Raw genomic sequence first — 26,280 nt, 5'->3', positions numbered from 1 at the left:
ACACACAGCGCGCTTGCGGTGCATGCCTGCCGCCGCGCCAGAGAGTAGAGAAAGAAAAACAATATGAAACAAGATCCACGCTTCCCGAATTTGTTCATTACCGATCACCCATTGATCCAGCACAAACTGAGCCACATGCGCGAGCACGACACGTCGACGCGCACCTTCCGCGAATTGCTCAAGGAAATCACTTTGCTGATGGGCTATGAAATCACGCGCGACCTGCCGCTGACGACGCGCGAAATCAGGACGCCGCTGGTGACCATCGATGCGCCCGTCATTGCTGGGAAGAAACTGGCCATCGTGCCCATCCTGCGTGCCGGCATCGGCATGAGCGATGGCCTGCTGAACCTGGTGCCATCGGCCAGGGTCGGCCATATCGGCGTGTACCGCGACCCGGCCACCCACATGCCGGTGGAATACCTGGTGCGCCTGCCCGACCTGAACGAGCGCACCTTCATCCTGTGCGATCCGATGGTAGCGACCGGCAATTCGGCCGTGTACGCTGTCGACGTGCTGAAAAAGCGCGGCGTGACGGACGAGCAGATCATCTTCCTGGCGCTGGTGGCCGCGCCGGAAGGCGTGACCGTGTTCCAGAACGCGCATCCGAACGTCAAGATGTTCTGCGCTTCGCTCGATTCGCATTTGGATGACCACGCCTACATCGTGCCGGGTCTGGGCGATGCCGGCGACCGCATCTTCGGCACCAAGTAAGCTATTCAGGCGAGTATCGCGATGGCAACCTTGATCGATCCCGACTTCCGCGCGCGTTTGCGCGCCCTGAACGAAAAATATGCGGCCGGCGTGCCGGCCCTGATGCAGGCGATTACGCAGGCAAGCAGCCGCTGCGACAGCGAAGGCCCCCGCCTGGAGCCGTTGACGGAGCTGCACCGCGCGCTGCACGCGGTGGCCGGCTCGGCCGCCACCTTCGGCTTTGCCGCGCTGGGGCAGGAATGCCGGCGCATCGAACAACTGGTGCGCGCCATGCTCAATGCCCCCGCGCAAGCGGTGGCGGAGTGGCCGGCCGTGCGGGTGCAAGTGGAGGTGCTCTTGCACTGGGCCGCGCGCGATGCGGGCGCCACCCATTTCACCGCGTGAGCGACAGTGCAATAGAGATGTGGTTGCAATGATTCATTTGATGCAACGCAAAGCACCCGCGTCGCAGATTAGGATATAGTGTGTCCATGCCGCTGGTACAGGGCGCCGCAAGACGGGGATTTGGCTATTAAAGTAGTGTTCGCAAGTTTATTTTGCGAAAGAATGGTTTTTCTCAGTTTTGTTGGTATAATTGGGCATCGTTGGATTCGAGGTAGTAGTGCAGTTTGTCTGTCATTTCTTTCTTGCTTCAAACGATATAACGGGCGCAAGCCCAACTTAACTGAAATAGGAAATTGTAATGGCAACTGGCATCGTAAAATGGTTCAATGATTCGAAGGGTTTCGGCTTTATTACCCCTGACGAAGGCGGCGAAGATCTGTTCGCTCACTTCTCGGCTATCCAGTCGAACGGCTTCAAGTCCCTGCAAGAGAACCAACGCGTTTCTTTTGAAGTGACCGCTGGCCCTAAAGGCAAGCAAGCTTCGAACATTCAGCCAATCTAATACGCTGGATCAAACGAAATAAAGAAATCCTCGGTCTCCGAGGATTTTTTTTCGCCTGAATTTCCGTAAAGCAGGGGATGTGCGTGGGCTGCGCGCTTTTTCGGTGTGCTTGCGTCGCCGTGTAGGTCGGCTTAGCGCAGCGTAAGCCGACACCAGCCCATACATCTTGCCAACACCACCAGGGGCGGCTTACGCGCAAGCTACGCTCTACGATTCCGGCCGGCAGTGACTAGATTGCTCTTTCCCGCCAGTAATCGGGTTGCGCATAGCTGTGCCGCAAAAAATCCACGAACGCCCGTATGCGCAGCGGCAGATGGCGGCGCTGGGCGAAGACGGCATAAATGTCATTGCCTGGCGCGGCGAACTGGTCCAGCACCGTCACCAGCTGGCCCGAGGCGATCTCCGCGCCCACTTCCCACATCGAACGCCAGGCAAGTCCTTTGCCGGCCAGGGCCCAGTCGTGCAGCACTTCGCCATCGTTGCAGACCATATTGCCCGCCACCTTCAAGATCACGTTTTTGCCGTTTTCACGGAAGGTCCAGCCCCGCTGGCTGCCTTCGCTGCTGATCGCCAGGCAATTGTGCTTGGCCAGGTCGGCCGGGATACGCGGCGTGCCCGCCCGTTTCAGATAGGCGGGCGAGCCGACCAGCACGCGCTGGTTGTCGGCCAGCTTGGTGCTCACCAGCGAGGAATCGGACAGGCTGGCGATGCGGATGGCCACGTCAATGCCTTCGCCGATCAGGTCGACGAGGCGGTCGTTCAGGTTCAGCGACACCGTCACGTCGCGGTGCTCGGCCACGAAAGAGGGGATCAAGGGCGCCACGTGCTGGCGTCCGAAGCCGGCCGGCGCGGAAATGAGCAGATGGCCGCTGGCCTTCACGCTGCGCACGGCCACAGCCGCTTCCGCCTCCTCCAGTTCACCCAGAATGCGCTGGCAATCTTCCAGGAAGGCGGCGCCTTCATTCGTCAGTGCCAGCTTGCGTGTCGTACGCTGCAGCAATTTGACGCCCAGACGCTGCTCCAGCGCATCGAGGCGCCGGCCTATCATGGCCGGGGCGATGCCTTCGGCGCGCGCGGCCGCCGACAGGCTGCCCTTGGCGACCACTTCCACGAAGGTCGATATTTGTCTGAACTGGCCCATATGCTGTCTCGCTATCTCATCACTTGTGATAAAAACGCATAGATGAAGTGATTTTTAATCTCGTTTCCATGCCTTATAGTGCAATACTATAGAACAAACGCGCCGCCTGGCAGAGTGTTTTTGCACCTCTGTCCAGCTTGCCCGCGCAGTCGTTCGGCTTATACTTGGATCACCAGATTACTTTTGCTTATATTTATTAAAAACCGGAGAACTTCATGACGCAGAACACGATCGCACTTCCAGAAGGCATGCAAATCACGGGTGACATCCAGCCCGGCTACGAACAGATTTTGACGCCGGCAGCGCTGGCGCTGGTGGCCAAGCTGACGCGTGCATTCGAACCGCGCCGCCAGCAATTGCTGGCCGTGCGCGTGGAGCGGGCCAAGCGCCTGGACGCGGGCGAGCGTCCTGATTTCTTGCCAGAAACCGCGCACATCCGCGATGGCGACTGGAAGATCGCGCCGATCCCGAAGGCGCTGGAATGCCGCCGCGTGGAAATCACCGGTCCCGTCGAGCGCAAGATGGTCATCAACGCCTTCAACTCCGGCGCGGACAGCTACATGACGGACTTCGAGGATTCGAACACGCCGAACTGGGATAACCAGATCACGGGCCAGATCAATATGTTCGACGCCGTGCGCAAGACGATTTCGCTGGAGCAAAATGGCAAGTCGTACAAGCTGAACGACAAGATCGCGACCCTCGTCGTGCGTCCGCGTGGCTGGCACCTCGATGAAAAACACGTGCTGGTCGACGGCAAGCGCATTTCCGGCGGCATTTTCGATTTCGCCCTGTTCATGTTCCATAACGCCAAGGAACAGCTGGCGCGCGGCGCCGGCCCGTATTTCTACCTGCCGAAGATGGAATCGCACCTGGAAGCGCGCCTGTGGAACGACATCTTCGTCATGACGCAAAACGAATTGGGCTTGCCACAAGGCACGATCAAGGCGACGGTGCTGATCGAAACCATCCTCGCCGCGTTCGAAATGGATGAAATCCTGTACGAACTGAAGGAGCACAGCTCGGGCCTGAACGCGGGCCGCTGGGATTACATCTTCTCGTGCATCAAGAAATTCAAGCTGGACAAGGATTTCTGTCTGGCCGACCGCGCCAAGGTCACGATGACGGCACCGTTCATGCGCGCCTACGCCTTGCTGCTGCTGAAAACCTGCCACAAACGCGGTGCACCGGCCATCGGCGGCATGGCGGCCTTGATCCCGATCAAGAACGATCCGGAAAAGAACGACATCGCCATGGGTGGCGTGCGCAACGACAAGGCGCGCGATGCCACCGACGGCTACGATGGCGGCTGGGTTGCCCATCCGGGCCTGGTCGAGCTGGCCATGGGCGAGTTCACGAAAGTGCTGGGTGACAAGCCGAACCAGATCGACAAGCAGCGTCCCGACATCGACGTCAAGGCATCGGACTTGCTGAATTTCCAGCCGGAAGCGCCGATCACGGAAGCGGGCTTGCGTTACAACATCAACGTGGGTATCCATTACCTGGGCAGCTGGCTGGCCGGCAATGGTTGCGTGCCCATCCACAACCTGATGGAAGACGCGGCCACGGCCGAGATCAGCCGCTCGCAAGTGTGGCAGTGGATCCGTTCCAGCAAGGGCGTGCTGGAAGATGGCCGCAAGGTGACGGCCGACATGGTACGCGCCATGATTCCGGAAGAGCTGGCCAAAGTGCAGCGCGATGCGCCAGGCGGCAACGGTCCGACCTATGTGCGCGCCGGCCAGATTTTCGAGGAAATGTCGACGTCGGAATCGTTCGCCGAGTTCCTGACCTTGCCGCTGTATGAAGAAATCTGATCCTGATCAAATAACAGCATAAAAAAATCCCGGCGATGCCATCAGCATCTGCCGGGATTTTTTATTGCGAAAGGAGGCGTTTAAAAATTATTCTTCCACATCCGCAAGGCTGCAAACGCTTCCACGGGCGAAGCGTCGCTGGCCAGCTTGCCCTCGACCTTCAGGCTGGTCAAGATCGCCGGTTCACGGTAGCGCAGGAAGGGGTTCGTGGCTTTTTCCATGGCAATGGTCGACGGCACGGTCGCTAAGCCTTGCTGGCGTTTTTCCGTGTCAATGGCGATGCGTTCCTGCAAGGCCATATTGCCCGGCTCGACGGCGTTGGCGAAGCGCAGATTGGACAAGGTGTACTCATGCGCGCAAAATACCTCGGTATCGTCGGGCAGGGCGGCCAGCTTGCCCAGCGAGTCGGCCATCTGGCCCGGCGTGCCTTCGAACAGGCGGCCGCAGCCGCCGGCAAACAGGGTGTCGCCGGAAAACAGCCATGGTGCGCCGCTGCGCTCGTCGCGCTGGCGCACATAGGCGATATGGCCCTTGGTATGGCCGGGCACGTCGATGACCGTCATCTGCAAGCCCAGCTCGGCGACATAGGCGACATCGCCTTCGCCAAGCGGTTCCGTGATGGCTGTGATAGCCTCATTGCGCGGGCCGAAGACGGGCACGGCGAAATGCTGCAACAATTCAGGTACGCCACCCGTGTGGTCGGCGTGGTGATGCGTGAGTAAAATGGCGGACAAGGTCAACTGACGGGCTTGCAGCGCATCGAGGATGGCCATCGCATCGCCAGGGTCGACCACGGCGGCGTGGCGGCCGTCATGGATCAGCCACAGGTAATTGTCGGCGAAGGCGGGCACGGCAAGTACCGATAAAGCGTGTTCAGGGGATTGTGTCATGAGCAAAAGAGAAAACTGAATGGACAGTGTGGCATCCGAAAAATCCATTATAGCGCTTGACGGCTGGTTGCAGACCCCGGCCGGTCTGTACGTGCGCGCCTGGGAACAGCAATGCCTCGACAGCCTGACCGTCGATATCTTCGGCTTTAACGCCGTGCAGATCGGCTTGCCCCAGCTCAACGCGCTGGCCGCCAGCCGCATGCCGAACAAATGGCTGCTCGATTCGCGCCTGCCGTCGCGCCCGCCGCAAGAGAGCCGCTTGACCCTGGTGTCGGCCTTCGACGAGCTGCCGTTCGACTCGCAAAGCCTGGACCTCGTGGTCTTGCCGCACGTGCTTGAATTTGCCGCCGAGCCGCACCAGGTCTTGCGCGAAGTCGAGCGCGTGCTGATCCCCGAGGGGCGCGTGATCGTCTGCGGCTTCAACCCGGCCAGCCTGTGGGGCATGCGCCAGGGGCTGGGACGGATCACGGGACGCCACTACCTGCCGCAGGCGGGCGAGCTGATCTCTATGCCGCGCATGAAAGACTGGTTAAAATTGCTGAACATGGGTGTCAGCCAAAGCCACTTCGGCTGCTACGTACCTGCCTGCAGGACAGAAAAATGGCTGCGCCGCAACGCCTTCATGGACAAGGCGGGTGCGCGCTGGTGGCCATATCTGGGCGCAGTGTATATAGTGCAGGCGATCAAGCGCGTCAAAGGGATGCGTTTGATCGGTCCGGCGTGGACCAAAAAACCGGCGACGGCGCCCGCAGGCGCACCGGTCACGAATAAAAGGCGGGAACAGCAAGATGGATAAGGTAGAAATTTACGCCGATGGCGCATGCAAGGGCAATCCCGGCACGGGCGGCTGGGGTGCGCTGATGGTGGCCGATGGCGCCAAGAAAGAAATTTACGGCGGGGAACTCAATACGACAAATAACCGCATGGAATTGAAGGCCGTGATCGAAGCCTTGACGGCGCTCAAACGTCCCTGCCAGGTAGTGATGTATACCGATAGCCAGTATGTCCAGAAGGGCATCAGCGAATGGATCCACGGCTGGAAGGCGCGTGGCTGGAAAACGGCGGCCAAGGCGCCCGTGAAAAACGTCGACCTGTGGCAGGCGCTCGACACGGCCCAGGCCGTGCATGAAGTGGAATGGCGCTGGGTACGGGGCCACAACGGTCATCCGGGCAATGAGCGGGCCGATGAGCTGGCCAACCTGGGCGTGGAAACCGTGCGCGCCTAAGAACGCCCAACCAAACCTAGTGCACGTCGCGCTTTGCGGCCTGTGATGCTCACCGGCTCGGCGCCCCCGTACCAAGTACGGTTGCGCTTCTCGGCCACAAATCACGGCCGCTCGCTACGGTTTTGTTGGGCGTTCGAACATGTCTGGGTGCGATTGCAGCACACAGGTTTGCTATACTGTGCCCTTCGCTTTTTGCTTTTACGAATGAATCCGCCATGCGTCAAATTGTTCTCGATACTGAAACCACCGGCCTGAACCCGCGTACGGGCGACCGCATCCTGGAAATCGGGGCGGTCGAGCTGAACAACCGCATGTTGACGGGTAATAATTTTCACCATTACATCAATCCCGAGCGCGACTCGGAAGAGGGCGCGCTGGCCGTCCACGGATTGACGACGGAATTTCTCAGCGACAAGCCGAAATTCGCGGAAATCGCCGACGAATTCCGTGCCTACATCGCCGGTGCCGAACTGATCATCCACAACGCCCCGTTCGACATCGGCTTCCTGAACGCGGAATTCAAGCGCCTGAACCTGCCGCCCGTGCACGAGCAGGTCGCCGGCGTGATCGATACCCTGGTGCAGGCGAAGGAAATGCATCCGGGCAAGCGCAACTCGCTCGATGCCCTGTGCGACCGCTACGGCGTCTCGAACGCCCACCGCAAGCTGCACGGCGCGCTGCTCGACTCCGAATTGCTGGCCGACGTCTACCTGGCCATGACGCGCGGGCAAAACAGTCTGAGCATGGAAGAGGAAGTGGAAGTGGCCGCCGACGGCGCCGTGCTTGAAATCGTGCCGCTGGCCGAAGTCATCTTCCAGAGCGCCACAGCCGACGAGCTCGCCGCCCACGCAGCCACCATCGCCGGTCTCGACAAGGCCGCCAAGGGCCAGTGCATCTGGACTGCCGTCACGGCTCCCCCAGCGGCCGCCTGAGAAAAAAGCGGCGCATGGTAAAATTCCTCTTGCCAGCCCTTGCAGATGCCGCAATACCTATGCGATAATTCGCCTCGCTTCGGGAGGTTAGCTCAGGGGTAGAGCACTGCATTCACACTGCAGGGGTCGCAAGTTCGAAACTTGCACTTCCCACCAAATTTTTCGTTTGTATTCAATGACTTAGGATTTAATATCTTGTCTGAATAGGAACTTGGGGCAAACTTGGGGCAATGGGATTTTCGTCCATTGTCCAGCCCAAAATGATACGGCCGCTTCCTGCGGCCGTTTTCACATCTAGCTGGTTTCAAGTGCCTATCCAACCTCCCCCTTGCTCTCAAAGCAACAAGTTTGTACACTAAGCCATACAGCTCGTCCGCTATCGGCCAAGAGCGGACGGCCCTTGGCACGAAATGCATCTGTACTGATGATGGAATCGTTGAAATGCAACATAAAATTCGAATTGCAGCCGCTGGAAACACGCTTGCTCCTGCGTTGGGCGTCTTGCACAAATTTGGCTATGCGGTAACTCGAGACAAGACGGCTGAACAACAATATCAAGCGGAAGATGACACGTGTATTTTTGTCGCTGATGACCCATTGACTCTACTGGGGCTTGTAAAGATTTACGAGGAACGTGGTGCTGACTGGCAGCCGAGCGATGAAGAAGTGCAGCGTTTGCTTTTGCTCGACGAATGTGAGGAATAACGGCCGAGTTCGGCCAGAAGCGGACGGTCAAACGTAATTTACGCCAGCAGGCGATTGAAGGACATTTCGTGTCGAATCTTTCGATTCTTGAGCGGCTGGAGAACTCGCTAGAGGCTTATGCCGCAGGTAGTTTGACTCGTGCTGTGTTCGTAGATTTCCTCAGAAATAGAATTCATGCGCTTGAAGGCGTACCACTCACTGATAGCTTTCGGCGTGCCATCCTGCCCTCCGGCCGGGCCGGAGAGCGTACATGCCCTTGAACCGGCCCTACGATCAGATTGAGCTCTGCCGTGCCAGCCAATTCAATATCGCCTGGTTGGTTTCTTCCGGCTTTTCCTGCTGGATCCAGTGACCGCAATCCAAACTGATCACGTCCACATTGGGCACGAACTTTGCCAGTCTTTCTGATTTGAGAACCACATCACGGTCCCCATAAATCATGAGCGTAGGTTGATGGATGACAGGGTCCACATCCGCCAATAGGTGCCAGTTGCGGTCGAGATTCCTGTACCAGTTAATACTGCCCGTGAACCCAGTTTTTTCGAAGGCCGAGACGAAAACGGCTAATTCGCTGTCGCTCATCAAAGGCTCGCCGAGTGGAGTTTCTGCTCTGGCCAGATTGATCATTGCCATGCCCGGCTCGGGTTCCTTGAGTGGCACGTTTTTCCGGTACAGGTTGCGCAGGAACCGGAAGGTATTGTCGTCCAATATGGCGTCCGCGACACCCGGCTTTCGATTGAAATGGACAAAGTAATAGTCGCTGCCCAAGATTTGCTCAAGGACTTCGATCCAGGGGCTTGCGCCACGCTCCTGGTAAGGCAGGCTTAGATTTATCACTTTGTTTACGCGGTCCGGATAGAGCAGGGCCAGCCCCCAAACGACCATTGCACCCCAGTCATGACCGACGAAGGTCGCATCCTGGTATCCGTAGTGATCGAGAAGAGCGACAAGATCGCCCGACAGATTTCGAATGTCATAGTCCGTCACTTCGGCCGGATGGGACGAATTGCCGTAGCCCCGCTGGTTGGGGATGATGACATGGTAGCCCGCCGCGACAAGGGCGGGAATCTGATTGCGCCAGGTAAGGCGTGCTCAGGCCAGCCGTGACAGAGTACGATTGGATTTCCGCCATTTTGTCGGCCTGCTTCAAAGACTTCCAGTACCACGCCGTTGATTGGAACAAACGTAGGCTTGGGAAAATGGGTTGTGGTTGACATTAGTATTTCCTTTATTTGGTCGTCCCGGGTGATCAAGCGACTCATTCCGTTTTGGAGTGCCCGCTCTTTCCTGTCCTCGGGTTTAATGGGTGTGCACGGCAGTTTCGACGGCAACACTGATATATTAAAATCCAATGGTGCCAAATACTGGCACCATTTAAGGGTAGGATGAGACATGAATCTTCGCCTTCGACATGACGTCATCGTACGCAGCCTTCGCCGCAACAGCACTTCGACAGTCGGAGCACTGGCGGAGGAGATTGGCGTATCCAGGCGGACGGTGTTGCGTGACATCAGCGCGCTGCGCGATGAGGGCTTTGTCATTTATTCCGAACCGGGTCGCGGCGGTGGCCTGCAACTTAATTTGCAATCGGTTCAGACCACGCCGCGTCTCTCGGTCGCCGAGGTCTTTGCGCTGCTCGTCAGCGTTGCATCGATGCGGGCAGCCATGAATATACCGTTTTCAGGTCTTGCAGATGCCGGGCTGGCCAAGATTGAGCAGGCCCTGCCGCCCGACAAGGTGCACGACCTGCGCCGGTTTCTGGACTGCCTGTATGTCGGGCAGCTTTCACCACTGGTGGATATATCAGATATGGAAGCGATGGAGCCTGCCCTGCTGCCCGCATTCGAGCAAGCTTTTCTCCAGCGGCTGCACCTAGGTTTCCAATATAGTGACGCAAAAGGGGGAGTAACCAATCGAGTTGTTGAACCGCAAGCCATGCTCATCTTGCCACCGCTCTGGTATTTAGTGGCCTGGGATCCTGCGCGCGAGGACTTCCGTCATTTTCGAATGGACCGGATCAGCAGACCGGAATGCATCCAGGGCGCACCGTTTCGCCGGCGGCGTGTGCTATTCGGGGATAGCGTCTCCCCGATCCGTGATTTACCTCGTTGACGTAGTTCTGACAGCCGCTAGAGCCACGGTAGCCGCTCGACCATTGTCACCTGCCAGCTTCCGATTGACCATTTGCACGCGGCCATTGGCGACGCCGACAAGCAGCTTTCGGCCAGAAGCGGACGTTTAACGAAGAGCAGCTCCCCCCATAGCGGGCCTTCGCACCAGCATGTGACAATGTGTGAGTTTTTCCGATTGGCAACTTGTTATGCTCTTGGGCGCAAAACGGCCAGAAACAGCCCTTCGCAACATCGGTTTTGATATTTCTAGGATACAGAAAAGGAATGATGGAGACTTTGGATAATACTTTAAGCATTCTCGATGAAGAGGACGGCATGGAGCGTTGGCGCCCCGCCTGTTTATAGGGGCGCGCGATCAAGCTTGCGTCAACGCGAGCCATGCCGCGGCTCCCGCTTCCAGGAGCCACCAGTAACCATAACGAACGCGGTATCGTTCGCACCAGGAAAAGAATGAGTATTAACACCAAACTGAAAAAACTCGAAGACAAGGCCATGGCCAAAGGCGAGTATGCGGTCGCCGCAGCCGCAGCCCATCTGTTGCAAGATATTGGCTGCGTGGACAAGCAGATTAACCTGGTCGGTGCGCTGCACGAAGTTGCCTACCTGCAAAATTCGTTTTCTCCATACTGGAAAGAATTCAGAACTGATGAATCGGCATGGATAGAACGCTGTTTGGCCAGGCTTGTCACGGCTGATCATGATTATTGGGCGCTTGCCTCGCTTCTGGGCTGCAATGGCCCAACGACCATCAGCATCGCCATTGGCCAGGGTTTCAAATCCGCTGCAACAAGGCTTTACGAACGTTTTGACAAACCCAAGGTCCATGTCGATACTTTATATTTGACAGCTAATGGAGAAGTGCTGCATCCCGTATTGGAAGTCGGCTATGACATCAAAGACATGAAAACTGTCGACATGGGAAGAGCACGGGCACTTAGTCTGAAGAATAAACAATGGAAGCCAGGCGATCGTATGGGTGACGGCGGACTGTCACTTTCCATGCAGGCCAAACTTCCGCATGGCGCATGGCGCTCGGTATGGACGGCTTTTAAAACATGGGATGCATGACGACATGATGAATTGCAGGACAGTCAATGCATGACTGGAAATGGCGCAAGACGATGAGGTGCTAATTGATGCCGACGACATCAATCGCGAAGCAATGGGAAACATGTGGAGCTTTTCACCCACGGCCGAGGAAACGGCGGAGATTCATGCGGCCGATACCGGCCAGGAGCGGACATTCACGTTGAGGTGACAATGTGTGACTTTTCTCACTGGCTAATTCGTTATGCTCATGGGCCGTTGGCGGCCAGAAGCGGTCGTTTTTAAATACAAAACTATTAAACTTTAAAGAGGGAGGGCTATGCTCATCTGGCGCGGCTATGGAATTCTAGTGGCACTTCTTACGGTCGTAGGATATGCGGCGGCTACGATCACCGCACAACATCTTTGGGGCACACCTTTGCCGACTAAATTCCGCCCTGGAGTTGAGTTAACGGGGATGCTACTCGCGGCAGCTCTTGTGTATGCGCTCCATTTCGCTATCGAGCGGTCAAGCGAACCGCGCGTTGTTATCGACAAGTCAACTGGACAAGAAATACACCTGATATCAAGACATGATCTTTTCTATATCCCTATCAAATTTTGGCCGTACATTTTGGGGGCGCTTGGATTACGGTTTTTCTTTCAGCATTAAGCAGAATTAGCGTCCGGCCAGGGTCTGCTTCGGGGCGGTACCTGCCAACGACGGCAACCGGCCAAGAGCGGACATGCAAAATAAATCAAACTCCGCCGCTACTAATACGCCGATAACATTAGTGGTGTAAATCGAATTACTAAATTTGACTCTCTCGATGAAATTCTTCGTGTTCTTGTTCATTCTTGTCTCTTGCTGCGGTGCACAGGCCGATTGTTCTACCACGGTGCAATTGGAGGGGGGCGTCTCGATCAAACAATGTTCCCCCGCGAGTGGCCAGTGCGTCCGCGCGGATGAAGCCATGTATAAATACATGAATGCAATGCCAGACGACGGCCCCACAACACTGTCAATTGCCACCCATAGCAGCCCATGGCATTTATATGACGGGGACTACCGCATTCTTGAGATTGAAGAGGTAGCTGCCATGGTGCGGCAGCAAGGAAGCAAGATCAAGCGCGTGATATTGGTCGCATCGTGGAGCGGCATCGCGCCTGATCCGCACTCCAAGTCCCTGGCTCAGAAACTGTCAGAGGCACTTGATGGCTTACCCGTTACCGGGCAGAACGGGTTCGTGTGGGTATCGCCAAAAGGCGCACTGCACACGACGCACCAAGCTTTCACCGGCCGGGTCAGCGGCCCTTACTGGGTAGGCCAGAATGACCAAGTTATGGCGTCGCTGGTTCCGGGCTGGGCGATTGATTTGGAAGTTGAGTTCGTCAAAGCGCATGACGCGGCCGGCTTGCTGCAAGTTGGTATTGCAAAGGACATTTTCATGCTCTGCCCCGACGGCGCGCTGAAATCGTACGACGACGGCGCAGCGTTGAATAGTCCTATTGCTGCCTTCAACGCTGCTATCATGCGCCTCGAGCGGGACAAGCCTGGAGATGCGGCCGCTGCCGTCGCACTACTCAAGCAATCGGCCGCCCAGGGCGACAAGAAAGCCGAGAAGAAGTTGAATTCCTTGACAAGGACAAGCCCGGCAATTTGAATGTCAGTATCAGTCCGCTACGGGCCTACATCCGCCTAGTCGTGACAAATAATGAACTTTACAAGCAGGCAAGATGCTATTCTCACCATGCAGGCAGCATCCGGCCAGAAGCGGATCTATAAACATTTAGGATGGGAGCTGCGGGATTGAGGAACGAAACTCGTACACAAGAATGGTTCCTAGCTGATCCTCGAACGCGAAAATGGATTACTCAATGTGTTGCTTGCAGACATTTAGGCCGGAGGTCAAACACGCCGAGCTCGGTCCCCAAATACCGCTTTGAGGAAATGTTCCCCATTCAGGACTTGAATGCTGTCGGCTTGTGTGAGAACTGTGCGGAACATGCGTAACGATCAAGCCGACCTCATCCAAAGTACCGACTTCACTCGTAGTAAGTAGGCGAATGCCAACGTCCGCTCTGGGGCGATAGCGGCCTTACGGAGGAAGGGTCTGTTGGGTATTTTAATTGTATTTCGGGAATTCATCTGCCCGCAGCGGGTTCGTCTGTGCATACAGGCGCAGCAGCCGTTCCCTGCGTCCATGGTCTAGCCCCGCGGCTATCCATTTGCCATAGGTACGCACGATCATGGTCGTGTCTGCATGGCCCATTTGCGTAGCGACGTACAGCGGCAGCGCGCCGAGCATGAGCAGGTTGGAGGCGAAAGTGTGGCGCGTCTGGTAGGGATTGCGGAAGCGCACGCCGCTGGCCTTGATGATGCGTTTCCAGCAGTTGTAGATGGGCTTGTCTCCCTGCCACGGCTTTCCGCTGCGCGGGTGCAGGAATACCGTCCTGGCGCCAGCGCCCGTTAGGGCACGCTGTGCCTGCAGCGCGTCAAGTGCGCCGCAGCGCATGTCGATCGTGCGCAAGCCGCTCAGCGTCTTGGCACGATCCTTCATTTCTCCGTCGACGAATGCGCCGGCCACGCTGACTTGGTGGTGCGGCTCGTCCACGGCCGCCCATTGCAGCGCGATGTATTCGGATGGGCGCATGCCGGTGCAGAAGGCAAACTGCAGCATGTTGCGCTCTTCATCGCGCTCGCACGCTTTCAGGATGAGTTCCATCTCATCGATATTGAATGGGTCGGCCTTGAACTTGCTGACGCGCTGGTCGCGCGGCAGCAGCTTGCCCAGCTTGATGCTGTCGAAGGGATTCGACTCCAGGTCGCCTTCGATCACGCCCAGCTCGATGGCGTTGCGCATCGGGGTGAGGATTAGCTGGATGGTCTTGCTCTTGCCGTTCAGGCTCATGATCCACTTGCGCAGGTCGCGCGTGGTCAGTTCGGCGGCCGGTTTGTCCTCCCATTGGGGAAGCAGATGGTTCTTCGCCACCTGCTGGTAGCAGTTGTAGGTCGACAATTCCAGGTTGCGCTTTGCGATCAGCAGGTAGTCGCGCAGCAGGTCGCCCACGCGCACTGGCGGACGAACCTTCGCGGCAACCGCGGCCTGCGCGTCGGCCTGTGCCTCTTTTTGGCGTTGGGTGGTGAGCGAATCGGGAAAGAATTCCTCGTACACAAAGGTGCCGCGTTCGATGGCACTGACCACGGCACTCTGCAGGCGCCTGCCCAATTCGGAACGGTCCCGCATGTGGCTCGGGCGGGACGGACTGTTTCTGGTGTGGCCGAATGGTGTGAGCGACATGCTCACCTTGCTGGAAGACGAGGGATTGTATGGCTTACCAGCCTCACCAGCAGACGCGATGGAAATTCTGAGCGATGCCGGGATCATCGTGCCAATGAGTTCGGACGAGTCTGTTTGGTCAATCCGGCCACCAGGCGCCCCTGAACCCTTGGAGGCGTTGAAGTTGGTGACGCCAGGTGTTGTCCTTGCTGTGTTACACCCGCCACCAGTGCCGCTGGACATGGATATTACTCTCAATGGCTCTCATGCGGCGGGGCAAACCACGGAAAGTGATATCAAGCCTCGGCAGGCGAGGGTGACACCGCCCCAAGTTCAGGAAGGGTGTGCTGCACCAGAGACGCCGCCCGATGTTAGCGATCATCAGTTGTCGCTGCCTACTATCCCACCTATCCCTGCAGTTGCGGGGAGCGCCGGTGTCGAGCCACTTACAGATGGCCGCCAAGACAAGGTGAAGAAAGCCAAAGATACCAAGCCAAGCCAGCCAGGAACGGAAACATACGCGTTACGCGCACCGATTCGCCTGAATCCTGGCATTGCCAAGATAGGAGAGCATGGGTGGCGCGACACCCGGCAAATCGAGCTGGAACAGAACATCAGGGCTGGCATCACAATTCCGTATGCCAGCATCGTGGAATCACTGAACGTTGAAGGCAGCGGCAACGACAACTCGGTCGACGACGGGTTGCAGCGCTTTCCCATCAGCGTGCGCTACCCGCGCGAGCTGCGCGATTCCGTCGAGAAACTGCGCGAGCTGCCCGTGCTGACGGAGCGGGGCGCGCAGATACGCCTGGGCGACGTGGCCTCCATTCGCATCGCTGATGGTCCGCCCATGCTGAAAAGCGAGAACGCGCGCTTGTCTGGCTGGGTGTACGTGGATATCCATGGGCGCGACCTGAGTTCGGCCGTGCGGGAGATGCAGCGCGCGGTCGCTGCGCAGGTCAAGTTGCCGCCCGGCTATTCGGTGTCGTGGTCGGGGCAGTTCGAATACCTGGAACGGGCCACGGCGAAGTTGAAAATCGTCGTGCCCGCCACCTTGCTGATCATTTTCGTGCTGCTGTACCTGACCTTCGGCCGCGTCGACGAAGCCGCACTGATCATGGCGACCTTGCCGTTTGCGCTGGCGGGCGGCATCTGGCTGCTGTGGCTGCTGGGCTACCACCTTTCCGTGGCCAGCGGCGTGGGCTTCATCGCACTTGCGGGAGTGTCGGCAGAATTTGGCGTGATCATGCTGCTGTACCTGAAACAGGCATGGGAGGCGAAACAGGCGCAGGGCGCGCACGGCGAGGCGGCCTTGCTGAACGCCATCCGCGAAGACGCTGTGTTGCGCGTGCGGCCGAAAGCCATGACGGTGGCCGTCATCATTGCCGGGCTGGTGCCGGTGATGCTTGGGACGGGAACAGGATCGGAAGTGATGCAGCGCATCGCCGCACCGATGGTGGGCGGCATGATCACGGCGCCGCTGCTGTCGATGTTTGTCGTGCCAGCGGTCTACCTGTTGATTCGTCGTAAGGCGATGCGAGCTGCAATGGGCAAGCGGTTGTCTACAGATGTTGTGCACTAGGCAGGCGCAAGGTGCTCGCAGCTTGAGAGAGCTTGTGGGTGGAAATCTATTTTTTAGCTACTCAAAGGAACCATCATGAAATACACTTTACAACTCCCTTTGCTACTGGTCATGTGTATTGCCGGTCTGGTGTTTGCACAAGCGCCAATGACAGTGAAAGACGGAAAAATGGAACGGCCAGGTTGCCAGGCTATGAAGGGCATGGCGACCAAAGATTGCACAGAAATGATGGCCACTACCGACGCCAGTCACCGTCCTACAATCACCCACAGCGCCGTCGCCACCGTCAAGGAGGTCGATGCGGCCAAGGGCAAGGTGATCTTGGCACATGAAGCGATTCAAAGCCTGAACTGGCCACCGATGACGATGGGCTTCACAGTAAAAGAGCAGGCTCTGTTTGGCAAACTGAAGGTGGGGAAGCAAGTACATGTCGACATCAAGAAAGAAGGTGCTGAATATGTTGTTGTCGGAGTAAGATAAGATCCGGTAGGAGGTGATCTCGATACGAGGTAGCACCTCCTTTAACAATGTCTATATATTGATTGCGGCGAGATGATCCGAAACGCTACTATTTCCGACGCTGCCGCGATTGCTGCGATTTATAACCATTACGTTGAGACCTCTACCATCACATTTGAAGAGCAAGCGGTCGATGCGCATGAAATGGCCCAACGCATTGGTTCAGTGGGGGCGCAACTGCCGTGGCTTGTTTTCGAACGGGATGGGCAGATATTAGGGTATGCGTACGCTACGCCTTGGCGAGCTCGCAGCGCCTACCGTTTTTCGGTCGAATCGACGGTCTATGTAGCACACGATTGCGTTGGCCAAGGTTGTAGTGGTTTAATGTACCCGGACACTGATTTAGGCGAGAATGCTCGCCATGGAGAGGTGTTTGATGAGCAAGCAAAGACGTACGTTTTCCCCTGAGTTCAAACAGCAGGCGGCATGCCTGGTACTGGATCAAGGATATAGCCATACGGAGGCAAGCCGGTCGGTGGGCATCGGCGAATCAGTGCTGCGCCGCTTGGTGCAGCAGCTTCAGTTGGAGCGGCAGGGCATCACGCCACAGAGTAAGGCAATGACGCCTGATCAGCAGCGAATACAGGAACTCGAAGCACGCATTGAGCGTCTCGAGCGGGAGAGGTCCATTTTAAAAAAGGCTACCGCGCTCTTGATGTCGGAAGGGATAGAACATACGAGGTAATCGATCAGATTTGTGGTGACGAATCAATCGAGTTGATCTGCGCGCTGTTCGACGTAGCGCGGTCATGCCTGTATGCATATCGGGAGCGCGCCCGGCAGATGGTATTACTTGGCAGTGGTGTTGGATTTGTTCGCTCGCCGAGCGGTGGGCTGGGCATTCTCGCTACGACCCGACGCTGACCTTGTTGTGCAAGCGCTGGAAATGGCTTACGAGCAGCGAGGTCGACCGCAGGGGCTGCTATTTCATTCGGATCAAGGTAGCCAGTACGCCAGTCGAAAATTCCGTCAGCGCTTGTGGCGCTATCGGATACGACAGAATATGAGCTGTCGGGGAAATTGTTGGGATAACTCCCCGATGGAAAGGCTGTTCCGCAGCTTCAAAACGGAATGGCTGCCGTCAACAGGTTACATGACGGCACAAGAAGCACAACGGGACATCAGCCACTACCTGATGCACCGGTATAACTGGATACGGCCACATCAGTTCAATGAGGGATTGGCGCCGGCCGTCACCGAAGAAAAACTTAACGTAGTGTCCGGGATGGGTTGACCACTACAGACGGATGAACGTGGTTCATAGCTATCAATATTGCCGGTTAATAATTATCCCAAGCCGCGGTATCCTTCGCCGACTGTTTTGGCACCTTCCCACAGGGCGCCCGGTACGCCCGGTAATCCGACGATGCCATCGACAATGCCTGCACCAATATATCCGAACTAGGCAAATTCGATGTTCCGTCCGCGAATGCCACCATGGTTACCTACGTACTGAAAGACGGATGCGAGACGGATGCGGCACTAATCAGCACTACACGCCACAGGGCGGCACCAGATTGCACATTGACCGTACCCGGCCGTATTTTGGAGAGAGGACTCTTCTAGTCCTGGCCTGTAGTTTTACTCCTGCAACTATGCCGCGCGGCATTGCACTTCAAATGGCCGAATCTACAGTCCAGAGGTCTTGATGGGGCTCTTCACGCGACCTGGGCTACAGTAATTCGCAATTTGAAATCCCATCGCCATCGCTGATTGCTCCGCTTCGCCCTCCGTTTCTTTGTGCTCATAACAAGAGAAATGTTGATCCAAATATCCCTGCTTCGTCAGTAAAAGTTGCCCTTGCCAGCAACCTTCTGGGAGTCGATGCGCAAAGGCTGAAATCGTAAAGCCGTTGTGGAAGGTGGGGTTTCTATAAGTCATGTTGTCCTGGCTATTCGTGTGGAGATTGGATAAGCGTTCCAATCTGTCACTTTTAGGTGTTTTGTGGCAGAGGAAACGCTTGAAACATCATTGTCGAAAAATGGTAGCATTTTTGGCAATAAAATAAATGACCGGATAGTGACGAAAATATGAGGAAATTTGACATCTATTTGATATTAATCAATTTTCTATTAGGTAAATAGTGATTGGTGGGAGAAGACCACTACTTCGGTATGCTTGTATGACTACGGAATCATGACTTGGAGTGCAGTGTCTTCGTCAAGACCTTAAAGTCACTAACTCTTTCTCAATAATCGAGTATCTTGTCTGACAGCACTTTGGAGGAGTTTTTTTGAGGAAGGTCGTAGGCAGTTGCAAAGAAGAGACACATCATGCAGAGCGTTTTTGATTGGCTTGTCGTTGATGGTCGATAATGGATATCGACCAGTTAAGACGATTCAGAGGTGGTAATTTTATGTTGAGGAACACTTTATATTGGCGTACGTGGGAATATATATTTGCACTTCCCAATGCCTCAGTTAAAGGCTATCCGTTGCAATTTTCTTGACGAATGCTATTTTTCTGAAGTATCTCAATGTGACAAGCTACTTGTCATCCGCAATGCGCTCCCAGTCTTCAAGATCCTCTGGTATTCCAAGGATAGTGAGATCGATGCCAGACGAATGACTAAAGGTGTAACCATGTGCCAAGTCCGCTGCGGCCTGTTCGGGCGAATGATAGTTCCCCAGTTTTTCATTGCAGAACACGGCATAGAATCGCCCCGTGGTTGCGTGAAAATCGATCTGAGCCAGTCCTTTTCGGGTCCCAAATATGTATATGGTTTGCATGTCGATTCTTTTAATGATTGATGAGCGCTGCCTGCCATTAACCCGAGAAATTTGAACTTGCCATTTCTGCGGACTTGTTCTCCATCGGGTTGGCCCAGTTTTCTTCGCTTCCTGGGAAACTATCGAATCTATGGCGAATCATCAAAATATTATTGCATTTTAGGCTGACTTGGTATGGTTTTCCATTGAGAAAGCTGTAACTGGAAAGTTCATAGAAAGCCGCCAGGGCAGTGCCACAGTCAGATGTCTTTGTTGTGAACCATTGAAAAGTAAATTTCCTCAAGGTGGACAGGTGAACATAATAAATAGGTTTCTTTAGGTTTCTTGCAGATCGATAACGCTTAACACTATTCTTCTTATTTTTTGCGGAGCTACGGGAGCGGGGGAAGGATTGTGCAGGTAATCCTGTGTCAATAATGGATAAAATTGCCCCACTATATACGAGCTCATGAGCGTATGCCGATGCTTCGATTTGCGCACCACGAAATGATTTGAAGGTGCTTGGTGTATCAATCGTCAAGGCTGGATCAATGGTAGCGCATGTGTCGCCTCTCTTTGAGAGTAGAATCCTTCCTTTGTAACGGTATTCAGAGGTAAGTATGGCGCAGATGTGAAAAACGTAGCCATCTAAATGATGTTCGTGCGTAAATTCCATGGCAGGCATCTCCTTGATGGTATTGTGCAGTGATAAACTTCACCTCGGGAAATAATGCAAACAAGCTTGACGTAGATCAATACAGCCAATGTCCAGTTAATCACTTCCTCGCCTACATGTGCTAACGGAAATGAAATTAAGCGACTGGAGTTGTTAGCTGTTATTGCGCATGTTGAGCAATGCTACATGACGTCAATGCAATGGGCCGTGTTGCGCTGGCGTCTATGGGTGCTAGCGGATCGCCGCGGAGGAATATCATTCCAATGAGGGGGCGTAGCACTCATGGAGCTGCATCAAAAGCAGGCCGTTAACTGGTAACTCCGATAGGATGGCATCCACCGGCTTCCTCGCTCTACTCATGGCTTATGCGTCCATGGTGCTTCGCCCATGGCACGTGCTCCCTCGACAGTGGAACCTAAATGCTCTAATACCCACATTAAAGTCGCTGCTAGCTCGGCAACTAGCCTTGTATCTCAAACGAGGTTGAATCAAGTTCTTCCAACTTGCCCATGGTTCCACGATCAAAGTACTCAGCTTGCCGACCAAGGCGGTCACGCAGTTGCGTCAGATAGTCGATGCGAAAACGTCGCAGGATGTAGTCACGGAAGTTGTCTTGTTCCAGCTTGCGCCATGCTTGTTTTCGCTTGGTGCTCGAATGCTCTGTCGCTACAGCGAAGCGATCCTGCGAAATCCTGGCATTGCCAGAAGTCAGGCGCGTATAGCCGTAGCGGTCCATGTGCTTGCCAGCCATTGTTTCAATGAGGTTAATTTCATGCTCGGAGAGTTGTTGCTTGAATTTTTCGATGTTGCTGGCAATCGGTGGAAAGCAGTTGGAAGACCATAGTGACGAAAGCTGGGCAATCTGCCTGGCTTCTTGCGAATTGGTCACGTCGAGCATCTGGGGCAGGAAGTCAATACCGAGAAAGCGGCATATAGTCTCTAGAGTGGCCTGTTGCTGTAGCAAGAAGTCTTCATAGCGTATTGTCAGCACGCGGTGCGGATGGCGGCACATGACTTGATCCGCCGCCTGATGTGCTGCCACCCACGCTTGGGTGTTAAGCAAGGTATCAAAATCGTGAATGATTGCACGGTTCATTGATGCTACCTGTGCACGGGGATCGCGTACGACATTGATGAACAGCATCTCAGGATAGAGTTTCATGAGGTCGTCAGTGTAATGCACGCTATCGAGCGCTTTGTCCATCACTACCTGAGCATGTTGTCGCTCACCGGCCTGGAGCAGTAACTCCCATCCCACGCGATGAATACTGCGCGGCTGGTGACGCACTGCCTCGAAAATTTCCACAGGGTCAAACACCACGCCAGGCCACTTGACCATGCTGACTGTTTGCAGGCCTACCACATCCACAACTAGCTGGAAGTAGTTCCGGTCGTCCTGCAGGTCACCATATAGGTCGAGCAGCGGCATCATGTCGACGATATGCAAAGGGTATGGGGAAAAGAACTGCGGCGACATATTTAGCCGAAGGCGTAGTGCATGGCTACCGCAGCGGCGCAGCGGGATCATCATGACCGGGCGCGGACGTGGGGCGCTTGCGGATTTGTTTGCGATCAGGACTGTCATCTTTACCTCAAGAAACTTGCCAGTAGGCCAGTACTGTGTCTAGGTGAAACTGTTGCAAAAAAATAGACCGGAGCAAATTGCGCTAGGACATACTTGCTACAGTGACGGCATTTCTGTTGAATGCATCGTGTACAGCATGTTCGCCAAAGAGTCAGACAAAACGCTGGGACAGATGCTGAAACAGGCGCTCACAAGACTCTTCTTGCGACAGCCTGCTTGTATCCAGCGCCAGTGTTGGTGCCAGCGGTTCCTCGTAAGGAGCAGAAATGCCAGTGAATTCCTGAATCATCCCGGCACGTGCCTTTTTGTAAAGTCCTTTTGGATCCCGCTCTTCGCAGACAGTGCACGGTGTACTAACATATGTTTCGATAAAGTTTTGTGCGCCTATGATCTGGCGTGCCATCTCCCGGTCACGGCGCAGCGGCGAGATGAAAGCGCAGATGACAATCAGGCCAGCGTCGTTCATCAAGCGGGCCACTTCGGCAGTGCGGCGGATATTCTCCTGTCTGTCACTGGGGGAAAAACCTAGATCGCAGTTGAGGTGGTGGCGAATATTGTCGCCATCAAGTACATATGCCAAGTGCCCCGCACCTACCAGCCGGCTTTCCAGTGCACACGCCATCGTCGATTTTCCGGCCCCGCTGAGTCCAGTCAACCACACCGTCGCAGCACGCTGGCCCATTTGGCGGTGACGCGTCTCCTGTGTTACTTGATTGGTATGCCAAAAGACATGGGGCGCAATACTACCTGCATTGCGGGCCTTTTCCATTTGATTTCCCCTTGACCTATTGATTAGAATTGTTGCCATTCTGATTCAAGCGTTTTATATTGGCCTGCGCGGCTGGTCGTCGCTGGTATCAAAGGGGGCTTCGGCATCACAGGGGGCACCATCCCAGTGACGGGTTGTCGCACTGGATGTAATGCAGGGAGTCGGGAGTCCAGCTGAAAAACGCGCACTACATCATTCAAGCGGTGGACCTGCTCCTGCAACGCTTGCGCAGCGGCGGCGGCTTCCTCCACCAGCGCCGCATTCTGTTGCGTTACGTTGTCCATCTGCATTATTGCCATGTTGATCTGTTCGATGCCGGACGATTGTTCCTGACTGGCCGACATCATCTCTGACATGATGTCGGTGACGCGTTTGACGCTGACTACGACCTCGTGCATTGTGGTGCCGGCTTGGTCGACTAGTTTATTGCCCGCCTGCACCTTCTCTACCGAGTCACCGATCAGGTCCTTGATTTCCTTTGCCGCCGTCGCCGAGCGCTGTGCCAGGCTGCGCACCTCGGCAGCGACCACGGCAAAGCCGCGTCCTTGTTCGCCCGCCCGTGCCGCCTCCACTGCTGCGTTGAGCGCCAGGATATTCGTTTGAAAGGCGATGCCGTCAATGACGGCAATGATGTCGACGATCTTGCGCGCCGAGATATCAATGGCGGCCATCGTGTGGACGACTTGTGCTACCACCGTCCCTCCCTTGGAGGCGATACTGGAGGCGGCCGCGGCTAGTTCGTTGGCCTGATGGGCATGGTCGGCATTCAAGCGCACGGTGCTTGTTAATTCTTCCATTGACGATGCCGTTTCCTCCAGTGTGCTGGCCTGCTGCTCTGTGCGTGAGGATAGATCCAGATTACCTACAGCAATTTGTCCCGCAGCTGTGGTGATGGTTTCGGTGCTCATGTGGACTTGCTGAACAATTTGGCCTAGGCTGTCGCGCATAGATCGCATGGCAAATAGCAGACTGTGCGTGTCTCCGCTGCGGGTATTGATGCGAACAGCCAGATTGCCGTCCGCAATCTGGCTGGCAATTTCAACAGCCTCTGCTGGTTCGCAACCCAGTTGTTTGCTGATACCAGTTGTAATCAATACAGCGGCGACCAAGCTCGCGATCAGAGCCAGTGAACCGATACTCAGCATCATCACCCTGGCCTGGACATACTCCGCCTCAGCTATTGCTGTGCCTTCGCTGTTCTGATTCTCCTCTACTGCAATAAGCTTGCGCATCAACTCCCACCAACGTTTCTGTATCGGTCGGAACTCATAACGCAGGACTTGGTAGGCTTCGTCTTGTTTTTGTGCCAGGGCCAATGCAGAGGCGCGCTGGACAAAGGGAGTCGCAAGTAAGGATTGTTTCTTAATCTGCTCGAGTAGCTCTATTTCTTCGGCAGAGGTACTCTCCAGGCGCTCGAACATGCGGCTCAAATTCCCCTGAGCGGCTTCATATCTTTTTTCCTGTTCAGATATGCGCTCAACTTCGAGCTGAATCTCTTTTTCATTCTTTAGCAGGATCAGATTGCGTACGGCCAGGGCGCGCTCAGTCACACTGAGATCCATGGTTTGGGCCAGTCTGGTTTCGACGTTGTTGACCTTGGTGGCTTCGTTCATTCGGTTCTGTATCTGCCGCATACTGTTCAGCCCGAGTGCAATCACTAGGATGAGCAATAGGGCTATCAAACCGAAACCGAGGCCAAGGCGAGTCGCCATTTTCAGATGTCTAAATGACATAATTTCTCCTAAATGCCTTGATTCCTACTCCAGATTGATGCGGATTTATCAGCAGGTACAAGTCGATCATATTGGTTGGGGAGGGGCGGAAAGTCTCACATAATCACTTTCAACAAATGCGCAACAAAAAAAATAAATCTGCGCTGTCTTTGATATTTAACATGGCGCACCAGAGGAATGACAACTCAAACTCAGGTAGAAGACAGAGTCGATGCACTCTATGTTTTTATTTTTAGTGGTTACTTTTCGTGATTATTCACAATAAAGAGTACGGTATTTAACACTGAGAACATCGGCGAAAAAAGGAGGGGGCTATGTCTGCTATCGATGGTTTGGCACAAGATTCAAGTAGTCTTAGCCTGCGGAGATTTTCACTGGTGCCCATGGCGATTGTATTCGTTGTCTTGGTTTGCCTTTCCATTCTTATGGTTCAGCTAGGAATGATTTGGCGGGCAAGGAACGTCGAGCTGGCCCAGGCGGGTCAAGCCAGCTCAAACCTGGCACATGCCGTTGCACAGCATGCATATGACACGATCAAAGAAGCCGATACACTATTGGTTGGCTTGGTGGAGCGAATTGAAATAGATGGTGTATCTGAGATCGAATTGAATCGCATTCACACTCTTCTGGTCACGCGAGTAACTGAGTTGCCCCAACTGCATGGAATATTTGTCTATGATAAAAAAGGCAATTGGTTGGTGAATTCCCAGAAAGTGTTGCTTAAAAATTTAAATAATTCTGATCGTGAATATTTTGAACATCATCGAACGAACAGTGATCGCGGTCCATATATTGGTCCTCCTGTACGCAGCAAATCGACGGGTGAGTGGATTATCACGGTATCTCGCAGAATTAACCTTCCAGATGGAAATTTTGGTGGCGTGGCACTTGCCACAATTAATATGACATACTTCAGGTCATTTTATGATCTATTTTCTATAGGTGATAGAGGTGCGATTTTTATCGCCAATGAAAGAGGAATATTGTTACTAAGAAGGCCATTCGATGCCAGCAAGTTGGGGCGAGATATCTCAAAGCTGCCGTTGTTTCATGACTATTTGCCGAAATCAGATAGCGGAACGGCAGTTATAAAATCCGGGCAAGACGGCGTTGTTCGGATAAATAGCTATCGAAGAATAGAGGAGTATCCATTAGTTGTCTCTGCCGCTCTGTCGCAGGATGAGATTCTGGAAAATTGGTTCAGCGATGCATGCATACAAGTTTCTGCGGGAGGCGTATTGGTCTTGCTCATCGGATTTCTTGGATATCGGATGATCAGGCAAATTGACTTGCGATCGAAAATTGCAGGAAAACTCGAGGAAACGAGCAATGATCTGAAAATATCGAATGATATTCTGGCACATCTTGTCATGCAAGATGGACTGACCGGCTTGGCGAATCGACGGTATTTTGACGAAGCGTTAGCAGAGGAGTTTAATCGTGCACAGCGCGGCGAAAGCACTCTTGGATTGCTGATGATCGATGTTGATTTTTTCAAACAATATAACGATATCTATGGTCATGTCGCTGGCGACGAGTGCCTGAAGAAAATTGCTCATACGCTTAACATGGCCATGCGCCGAGCAGGCGATATTGCTGCACGTTATGGCGGCGAAGAATTTGTGGTCTTATTGCCTGGAACGGATCTTGTTGGCGTAGTCGCTGTTGCTGAAAGTATTCGGCTTGCAGTCGAAGCTTTAGGCATCCCGCATAGCGGTAACCCACTTGATGTTGTAACAGTAAGTATCGGTGTGGAAGCATTTTCACCCATTCACTTGGAGAATGAGGCAGTTGAATTGGTCGAGTCCGCCGATAAGGCACTGTACAAGGCCAAGGAGTCGGGGCGTAATAAAGTATGCCATCTTGGGCAGTCGGAGACGGTGTTTATTTTGGTGGATTAAATATTTCTTGAGTTGGGTGAAAAAGGGCGATATTTTATGGCTTGTCACTTGCAATAGTTG

At 54.7% G+C, this 26,280-nt stretch carries 24 protein-coding genes, 1 tRNA gene and 4 pseudogenes; 19 read left to right on the top strand and 10 right to left on the bottom strand.

Annotated features, from left to right (window positions below; translation table 11 throughout):
- The first annotated feature begins 63 nt into the window (after nt 1-63).
- From upp to AC1RJW_RS19665, 3 genes are all read left to right on the top strand, one after another.
- Entirely contained in the window at nt 64-714 is a 651-nt protein-coding gene (gene upp, locus AC1RJW_RS19675) for a uracil phosphoribosyltransferase (protein ID WP_326458529.1), read from the top strand.
- Nucleotides 715-735: 21 nt separating this feature from the next.
- Nucleotides 736-1,098 carry an Hpt domain-containing protein gene (locus AC1RJW_RS19670; protein WP_493046475.1) on the top strand — a complete coding sequence of 121 codons (363 nt, stop codon included), beginning with the start codon at nt 736-738 and terminating at the stop codon, nt 1,096-1,098.
- 298 nt (nt 1,099-1,396) lie between these two features.
- Nucleotides 1,397-1,600 (top strand): cold-shock protein, encoded by a 204-nt coding sequence (locus AC1RJW_RS19665; protein WP_010398811.1) that lies wholly within the window; start codon nt 1,397-1,399, stop codon nt 1,598-1,600.
- A 229-nt stretch (nt 1,601-1,829) separates the two neighbouring features.
- On the opposite strand, the gene AC1RJW_RS19660 is transcribed toward AC1RJW_RS19665, so the two are convergent.
- A complete protein-coding gene (locus tag AC1RJW_RS19660) occupies nt 1,830-2,741 on the bottom strand; it encodes a LysR family transcriptional regulator (RefSeq protein ID WP_493046474.1) in 912 nt (303 codons plus the stop codon).
- Nucleotides 2,742-2,956: 215 nt separating this feature from the next.
- On the opposite strand from AC1RJW_RS19660, the gene aceB reads away from it, so the two are divergent.
- On the top strand, nt 2,957-4,555 hold the full coding sequence (gene aceB, locus AC1RJW_RS19655; protein ID WP_493046473.1) for a malate synthase A: 1,599 nt from the start codon (nt 2,957-2,959) through the stop codon (nt 4,553-4,555).
- 80 nt (nt 4,556-4,635) lie between these two features.
- Here the strand turns inward: aceB and gloB are convergent, their stop codons facing one another.
- Nucleotides 4,636-5,445, bottom strand: coding sequence for a hydroxyacylglutathione hydrolase (gene gloB, locus AC1RJW_RS19650; RefSeq protein WP_493046472.1), 810 nt, complete (start codon nt 5,443-5,445; stop codon nt 4,636-4,638).
- Between the two features lie 19 nt (nt 5,446-5,464).
- Between gloB and AC1RJW_RS19645 the strand changes: the two genes are divergently transcribed.
- The 5 genes from AC1RJW_RS19645 (at nt 5,465) to AC1RJW_RS19625 (ending at nt 8,308) form a co-directional block, all read left to right on the top strand.
- Nucleotides 5,465-6,241: a class I SAM-dependent methyltransferase gene (locus AC1RJW_RS19645; protein ID WP_493046471.1), complete on the top strand. Its 777-nt coding sequence runs from the start codon at nt 5,465-5,467 to the stop codon at nt 6,239-6,241.
- Nucleotides 6,234-6,671 carry a ribonuclease HI gene (gene rnhA / locus AC1RJW_RS19640; RefSeq protein WP_092800349.1) on the top strand — a complete coding sequence of 146 codons (438 nt, stop codon included), beginning with the start codon at nt 6,234-6,236 and terminating at the stop codon, nt 6,669-6,671. Before AC1RJW_RS19645 ends, rnhA begins: the two co-directional genes overlap by 8 nt.
- Nucleotides 6,672-6,886: 215 nt before the next feature.
- Nucleotides 6,887-7,603 (top strand): DNA polymerase III subunit epsilon, encoded by a 717-nt coding sequence (gene dnaQ / locus AC1RJW_RS19635; RefSeq protein ID WP_489627040.1) that lies wholly within the window; start codon nt 6,887-6,889, stop codon nt 7,601-7,603.
- 81 nt (nt 7,604-7,684) lie between these two features.
- Nucleotides 7,685-7,759: transfer RNA gene (locus AC1RJW_RS19630), tRNA-Val, on the top strand.
- Between the two features lie 285 nt (nt 7,760-8,044).
- Nucleotides 8,045-8,308: a hypothetical protein gene (locus tag AC1RJW_RS19625; protein WP_493046470.1), complete on the top strand. Its 264-nt coding sequence runs from the start codon at nt 8,045-8,047 to the stop codon at nt 8,306-8,308.
- Nucleotides 8,309-8,581: 273 nt separating this feature from the next.
- Here the strand turns inward: AC1RJW_RS19625 and AC1RJW_RS19620 are convergent.
- Nucleotides 8,582-9,379 (bottom strand): annotated as a pseudogene (locus tag AC1RJW_RS19620) (alpha/beta fold hydrolase); the annotation flags it as partial.
- 321 nt (nt 9,380-9,700) lie between these two features.
- Here AC1RJW_RS19620 and AC1RJW_RS19615 point away from each other — a divergent pair.
- The 3 genes from AC1RJW_RS19615 to AC1RJW_RS19605 all read left to right on the top strand — a co-directional run bounded on the left by AC1RJW_RS19615 (nt 9,701) and on the right by AC1RJW_RS19605 (nt 11,698).
- On the top strand, nt 9,701-10,420 hold the full coding sequence (locus AC1RJW_RS19615) for a helix-turn-helix transcriptional regulator (protein WP_493046469.1): 720 nt from the start codon (nt 9,701-9,703) through the stop codon (nt 10,418-10,420).
- Nucleotides 10,421-10,890: 470 nt separating this feature from the next.
- On the top strand, nt 10,891-11,508 hold the full coding sequence (locus AC1RJW_RS19610) for a hypothetical protein (RefSeq protein ID WP_493046468.1): 618 nt from the start codon (nt 10,891-10,893) through the stop codon (nt 11,506-11,508).
- 40 nt (nt 11,509-11,548) lie between these two features.
- On the top strand, nt 11,549-11,698 hold the full coding sequence (locus AC1RJW_RS19605) for a hypothetical protein (RefSeq protein WP_493046467.1): 150 nt from the start codon (nt 11,549-11,551) through the stop codon (nt 11,696-11,698).
- A 447-nt stretch (nt 11,699-12,145) separates the two neighbouring features.
- Here AC1RJW_RS19605 and AC1RJW_RS19600 read toward each other — a convergent pair whose 3' ends face one another.
- Complete coding sequence (locus AC1RJW_RS19600) at nt 12,146-12,322, bottom strand: hypothetical protein (protein WP_493046508.1); 177 nt, start codon at nt 12,320-12,322, stop codon at nt 12,146-12,148.
- Here AC1RJW_RS19600 and AC1RJW_RS19595 point away from each other — a divergent pair.
- On the top strand, nt 12,297-13,130 hold the full coding sequence (locus tag AC1RJW_RS19595) for a DUF8616 domain-containing protein (RefSeq protein ID WP_493046466.1): 834 nt from the start codon (nt 12,297-12,299) through the stop codon (nt 13,128-13,130). The genes AC1RJW_RS19600 and AC1RJW_RS19595 overlap by 26 nt on opposite strands.
- Nucleotides 13,131-13,592: 462 nt before the next feature.
- Here AC1RJW_RS19595 and AC1RJW_RS19590 read toward each other — a convergent pair whose 3' ends face one another.
- A complete protein-coding gene (locus AC1RJW_RS19590) occupies nt 13,593-14,714 on the bottom strand; it encodes a tyrosine-type recombinase/integrase (protein ID WP_493046465.1) in 1,122 nt (373 codons plus the stop codon).
- Between AC1RJW_RS19590 and AC1RJW_RS19585 the strand changes: the two are divergent.
- The 5 genes and pseudogenes from AC1RJW_RS19585 to AC1RJW_RS19565 all read left to right on the top strand — a co-directional run.
- Nucleotides 14,659-14,805 (top strand): annotated as a pseudogene (locus AC1RJW_RS19585) (hypothetical protein); the annotation flags it as partial. The gene AC1RJW_RS19590 and the pseudogene AC1RJW_RS19585 sit on opposite strands and share 56 nt — an antisense overlap.
- A gap of 558 nt (nt 14,806-15,363) precedes the next feature.
- Nucleotides 15,364-16,329 (top strand): annotated as a pseudogene (locus AC1RJW_RS19580) (efflux RND transporter permease subunit); the annotation flags it as partial.
- 75 nt (nt 16,330-16,404) lie between these two features.
- Nucleotides 16,405-16,809, top strand: a complete 405-nt coding sequence (locus tag AC1RJW_RS19575; RefSeq protein ID WP_493046464.1) for a copper-binding protein — start codon at nt 16,405-16,407, stop codon at nt 16,807-16,809.
- Nucleotides 16,810-16,881: 72 nt separating this feature from the next.
- Complete coding sequence (locus AC1RJW_RS19570; RefSeq protein ID WP_493046463.1) at nt 16,882-17,256, top strand: GNAT family N-acetyltransferase; 375 nt, start codon at nt 16,882-16,884, stop codon at nt 17,254-17,256.
- Nucleotides 17,225-18,082, top strand: a pseudogene (locus AC1RJW_RS19565) (IS3 family transposase). Before AC1RJW_RS19570 ends, AC1RJW_RS19565 begins: the two are co-directional and overlap by 32 nt.
- A gap of 1,252 nt (nt 18,083-19,334) precedes the next feature.
- Here AC1RJW_RS19565 and AC1RJW_RS19560 read toward each other — a convergent pair.
- From AC1RJW_RS19560 to AC1RJW_RS19540, 5 genes are all read right to left on the bottom strand, one after another.
- Nucleotides 19,335-19,577 (bottom strand): hypothetical protein, encoded by a 243-nt coding sequence (locus tag AC1RJW_RS19560; protein ID WP_493046462.1) that lies wholly within the window; start codon nt 19,575-19,577, stop codon nt 19,335-19,337.
- Nucleotides 19,578-19,614: 37 nt separating this feature from the next.
- Nucleotides 19,615-20,232 (bottom strand): hypothetical protein, encoded by a 618-nt coding sequence (locus AC1RJW_RS19555; protein ID WP_493046461.1) that lies wholly within the window; start codon nt 20,230-20,232, stop codon nt 19,615-19,617.
- 460 nt (nt 20,233-20,692) lie between these two features.
- Nucleotides 20,693-21,817, bottom strand: coding sequence for a sulfotransferase family protein (locus AC1RJW_RS19550; protein WP_493046460.1), 1,125 nt, complete (start codon nt 21,815-21,817; stop codon nt 20,693-20,695).
- A gap of 151 nt (nt 21,818-21,968) precedes the next feature.
- On the bottom strand, nt 21,969-22,586 hold the full coding sequence (gene cysC, locus AC1RJW_RS19545; protein ID WP_493046459.1) for an adenylyl-sulfate kinase: 618 nt from the start codon (nt 22,584-22,586) through the stop codon (nt 21,969-21,971).
- A 23-nt stretch (nt 22,587-22,609) separates the two neighbouring features.
- A complete protein-coding gene (locus AC1RJW_RS19540) occupies nt 22,610-24,319 on the bottom strand; it encodes a methyl-accepting chemotaxis protein (protein WP_493046458.1) in 1,710 nt (569 codons plus the stop codon).
- Nucleotides 24,320-24,633: 314 nt separating this feature from the next.
- On the opposite strand from AC1RJW_RS19540, the gene AC1RJW_RS19535 reads away from it, so the two are divergent.
- Nucleotides 24,634-26,220, top strand: coding sequence for a sensor domain-containing diguanylate cyclase (locus AC1RJW_RS19535; protein ID WP_493046457.1), 1,587 nt, complete (start codon nt 24,634-24,636; stop codon nt 26,218-26,220).
- Nucleotides 26,221-26,280: the final 60 nt, after the last annotated feature.

The sequence above is a fragment of the Janthinobacterium sp. GW822-FHT07A03 genome, assembly GCF_058798815.1.
The sequence above is the reverse complement of the archived record's forward strand: the minus strand, read 5'-3'. Positions and strand labels throughout refer to the sequence as shown.

Coding starts and splice junctions, on each gene's coding strand:
- upp (WP_326458529.1), top strand. CDS start 64: ATGAAACAAGATCCACGCTTCCCGAATTTGTTCATTACCGATCACCCA.
- AC1RJW_RS19670 (WP_493046475.1), top strand. CDS start 736: ATGGCAACCTTGATCGATCCCGACTTCCGCGCGCGTTTGCGCGCCCTG.
- AC1RJW_RS19665 (WP_010398811.1), top strand. CDS start 1,397: ATGGCAACTGGCATCGTAAAATGGTTCAATGATTCGAAGGGTTTCGGC.
- AC1RJW_RS19660 (WP_493046474.1), bottom strand. CDS start 2,741: ATGGGCCAGTTCAGACAAATATCGACCTTCGTGGAAGTGGTCGCCAAG.
- aceB (WP_493046473.1), top strand. CDS start 2,957: ATGACGCAGAACACGATCGCACTTCCAGAAGGCATGCAAATCACGGGT.
- gloB (WP_493046472.1), bottom strand. CDS start 5,445: ATGACACAATCCCCTGAACACGCTTTATCGGTACTTGCCGTGCCCGCC.
- AC1RJW_RS19645 (WP_493046471.1), top strand. CDS start 5,465: ATGGACAGTGTGGCATCCGAAAAATCCATTATAGCGCTTGACGGCTGG.
- rnhA (WP_092800349.1), top strand. CDS start 6,234: ATGGATAAGGTAGAAATTTACGCCGATGGCGCATGCAAGGGCAATCCC.
- dnaQ (WP_489627040.1), top strand. CDS start 6,887: ATGCGTCAAATTGTTCTCGATACTGAAACCACCGGCCTGAACCCGCGT.
- AC1RJW_RS19625 (WP_493046470.1), top strand. CDS start 8,045: ATGCAACATAAAATTCGAATTGCAGCCGCTGGAAACACGCTTGCTCCT.
- AC1RJW_RS19615 (WP_493046469.1), top strand. CDS start 9,701: ATGAATCTTCGCCTTCGACATGACGTCATCGTACGCAGCCTTCGCCGC.
- AC1RJW_RS19610 (WP_493046468.1), top strand. CDS start 10,891: ATGAGTATTAACACCAAACTGAAAAAACTCGAAGACAAGGCCATGGCC.
- AC1RJW_RS19605 (WP_493046467.1), top strand. CDS start 11,549: ATGGCGCAAGACGATGAGGTGCTAATTGATGCCGACGACATCAATCGC.
- AC1RJW_RS19595 (WP_493046466.1), top strand. CDS start 12,297: ATGAAATTCTTCGTGTTCTTGTTCATTCTTGTCTCTTGCTGCGGTGCA.
- AC1RJW_RS19600 (WP_493046508.1), bottom strand. CDS start 12,322: ATGAACAAGAACACGAAGAATTTCATCGAGAGAGTCAAATTTAGTAAT.
- AC1RJW_RS19590 (WP_493046465.1), bottom strand. CDS start 14,714: ATGCGGGACCGTTCCGAATTGGGCAGGCGCCTGCAGAGTGCCGTGGTC.
- AC1RJW_RS19575 (WP_493046464.1), top strand. CDS start 16,405: ATGAAATACACTTTACAACTCCCTTTGCTACTGGTCATGTGTATTGCC.
- AC1RJW_RS19570 (WP_493046463.1), top strand. CDS start 16,882: ATGATCCGAAACGCTACTATTTCCGACGCTGCCGCGATTGCTGCGATT.
- AC1RJW_RS19560 (WP_493046462.1), bottom strand. CDS start 19,577: ATGCAAACCATATACATATTTGGGACCCGAAAAGGACTGGCTCAGATC.
- AC1RJW_RS19555 (WP_493046461.1), bottom strand. CDS start 20,232: ATGGAATTTACGCACGAACATCATTTAGATGGCTACGTTTTTCACATC.
- AC1RJW_RS19550 (WP_493046460.1), bottom strand. CDS start 21,817: ATGACAGTCCTGATCGCAAACAAATCCGCAAGCGCCCCACGTCCGCGC.
- cysC (WP_493046459.1), bottom strand. CDS start 22,586: ATGGAAAAGGCCCGCAATGCAGGTAGTATTGCGCCCCATGTCTTTTGG.
- AC1RJW_RS19540 (WP_493046458.1), bottom strand. CDS start 24,319: ATGTCATTTAGACATCTGAAAATGGCGACTCGCCTTGGCCTCGGTTTC.
- AC1RJW_RS19535 (WP_493046457.1), top strand. CDS start 24,634: ATGTCTGCTATCGATGGTTTGGCACAAGATTCAAGTAGTCTTAGCCTG.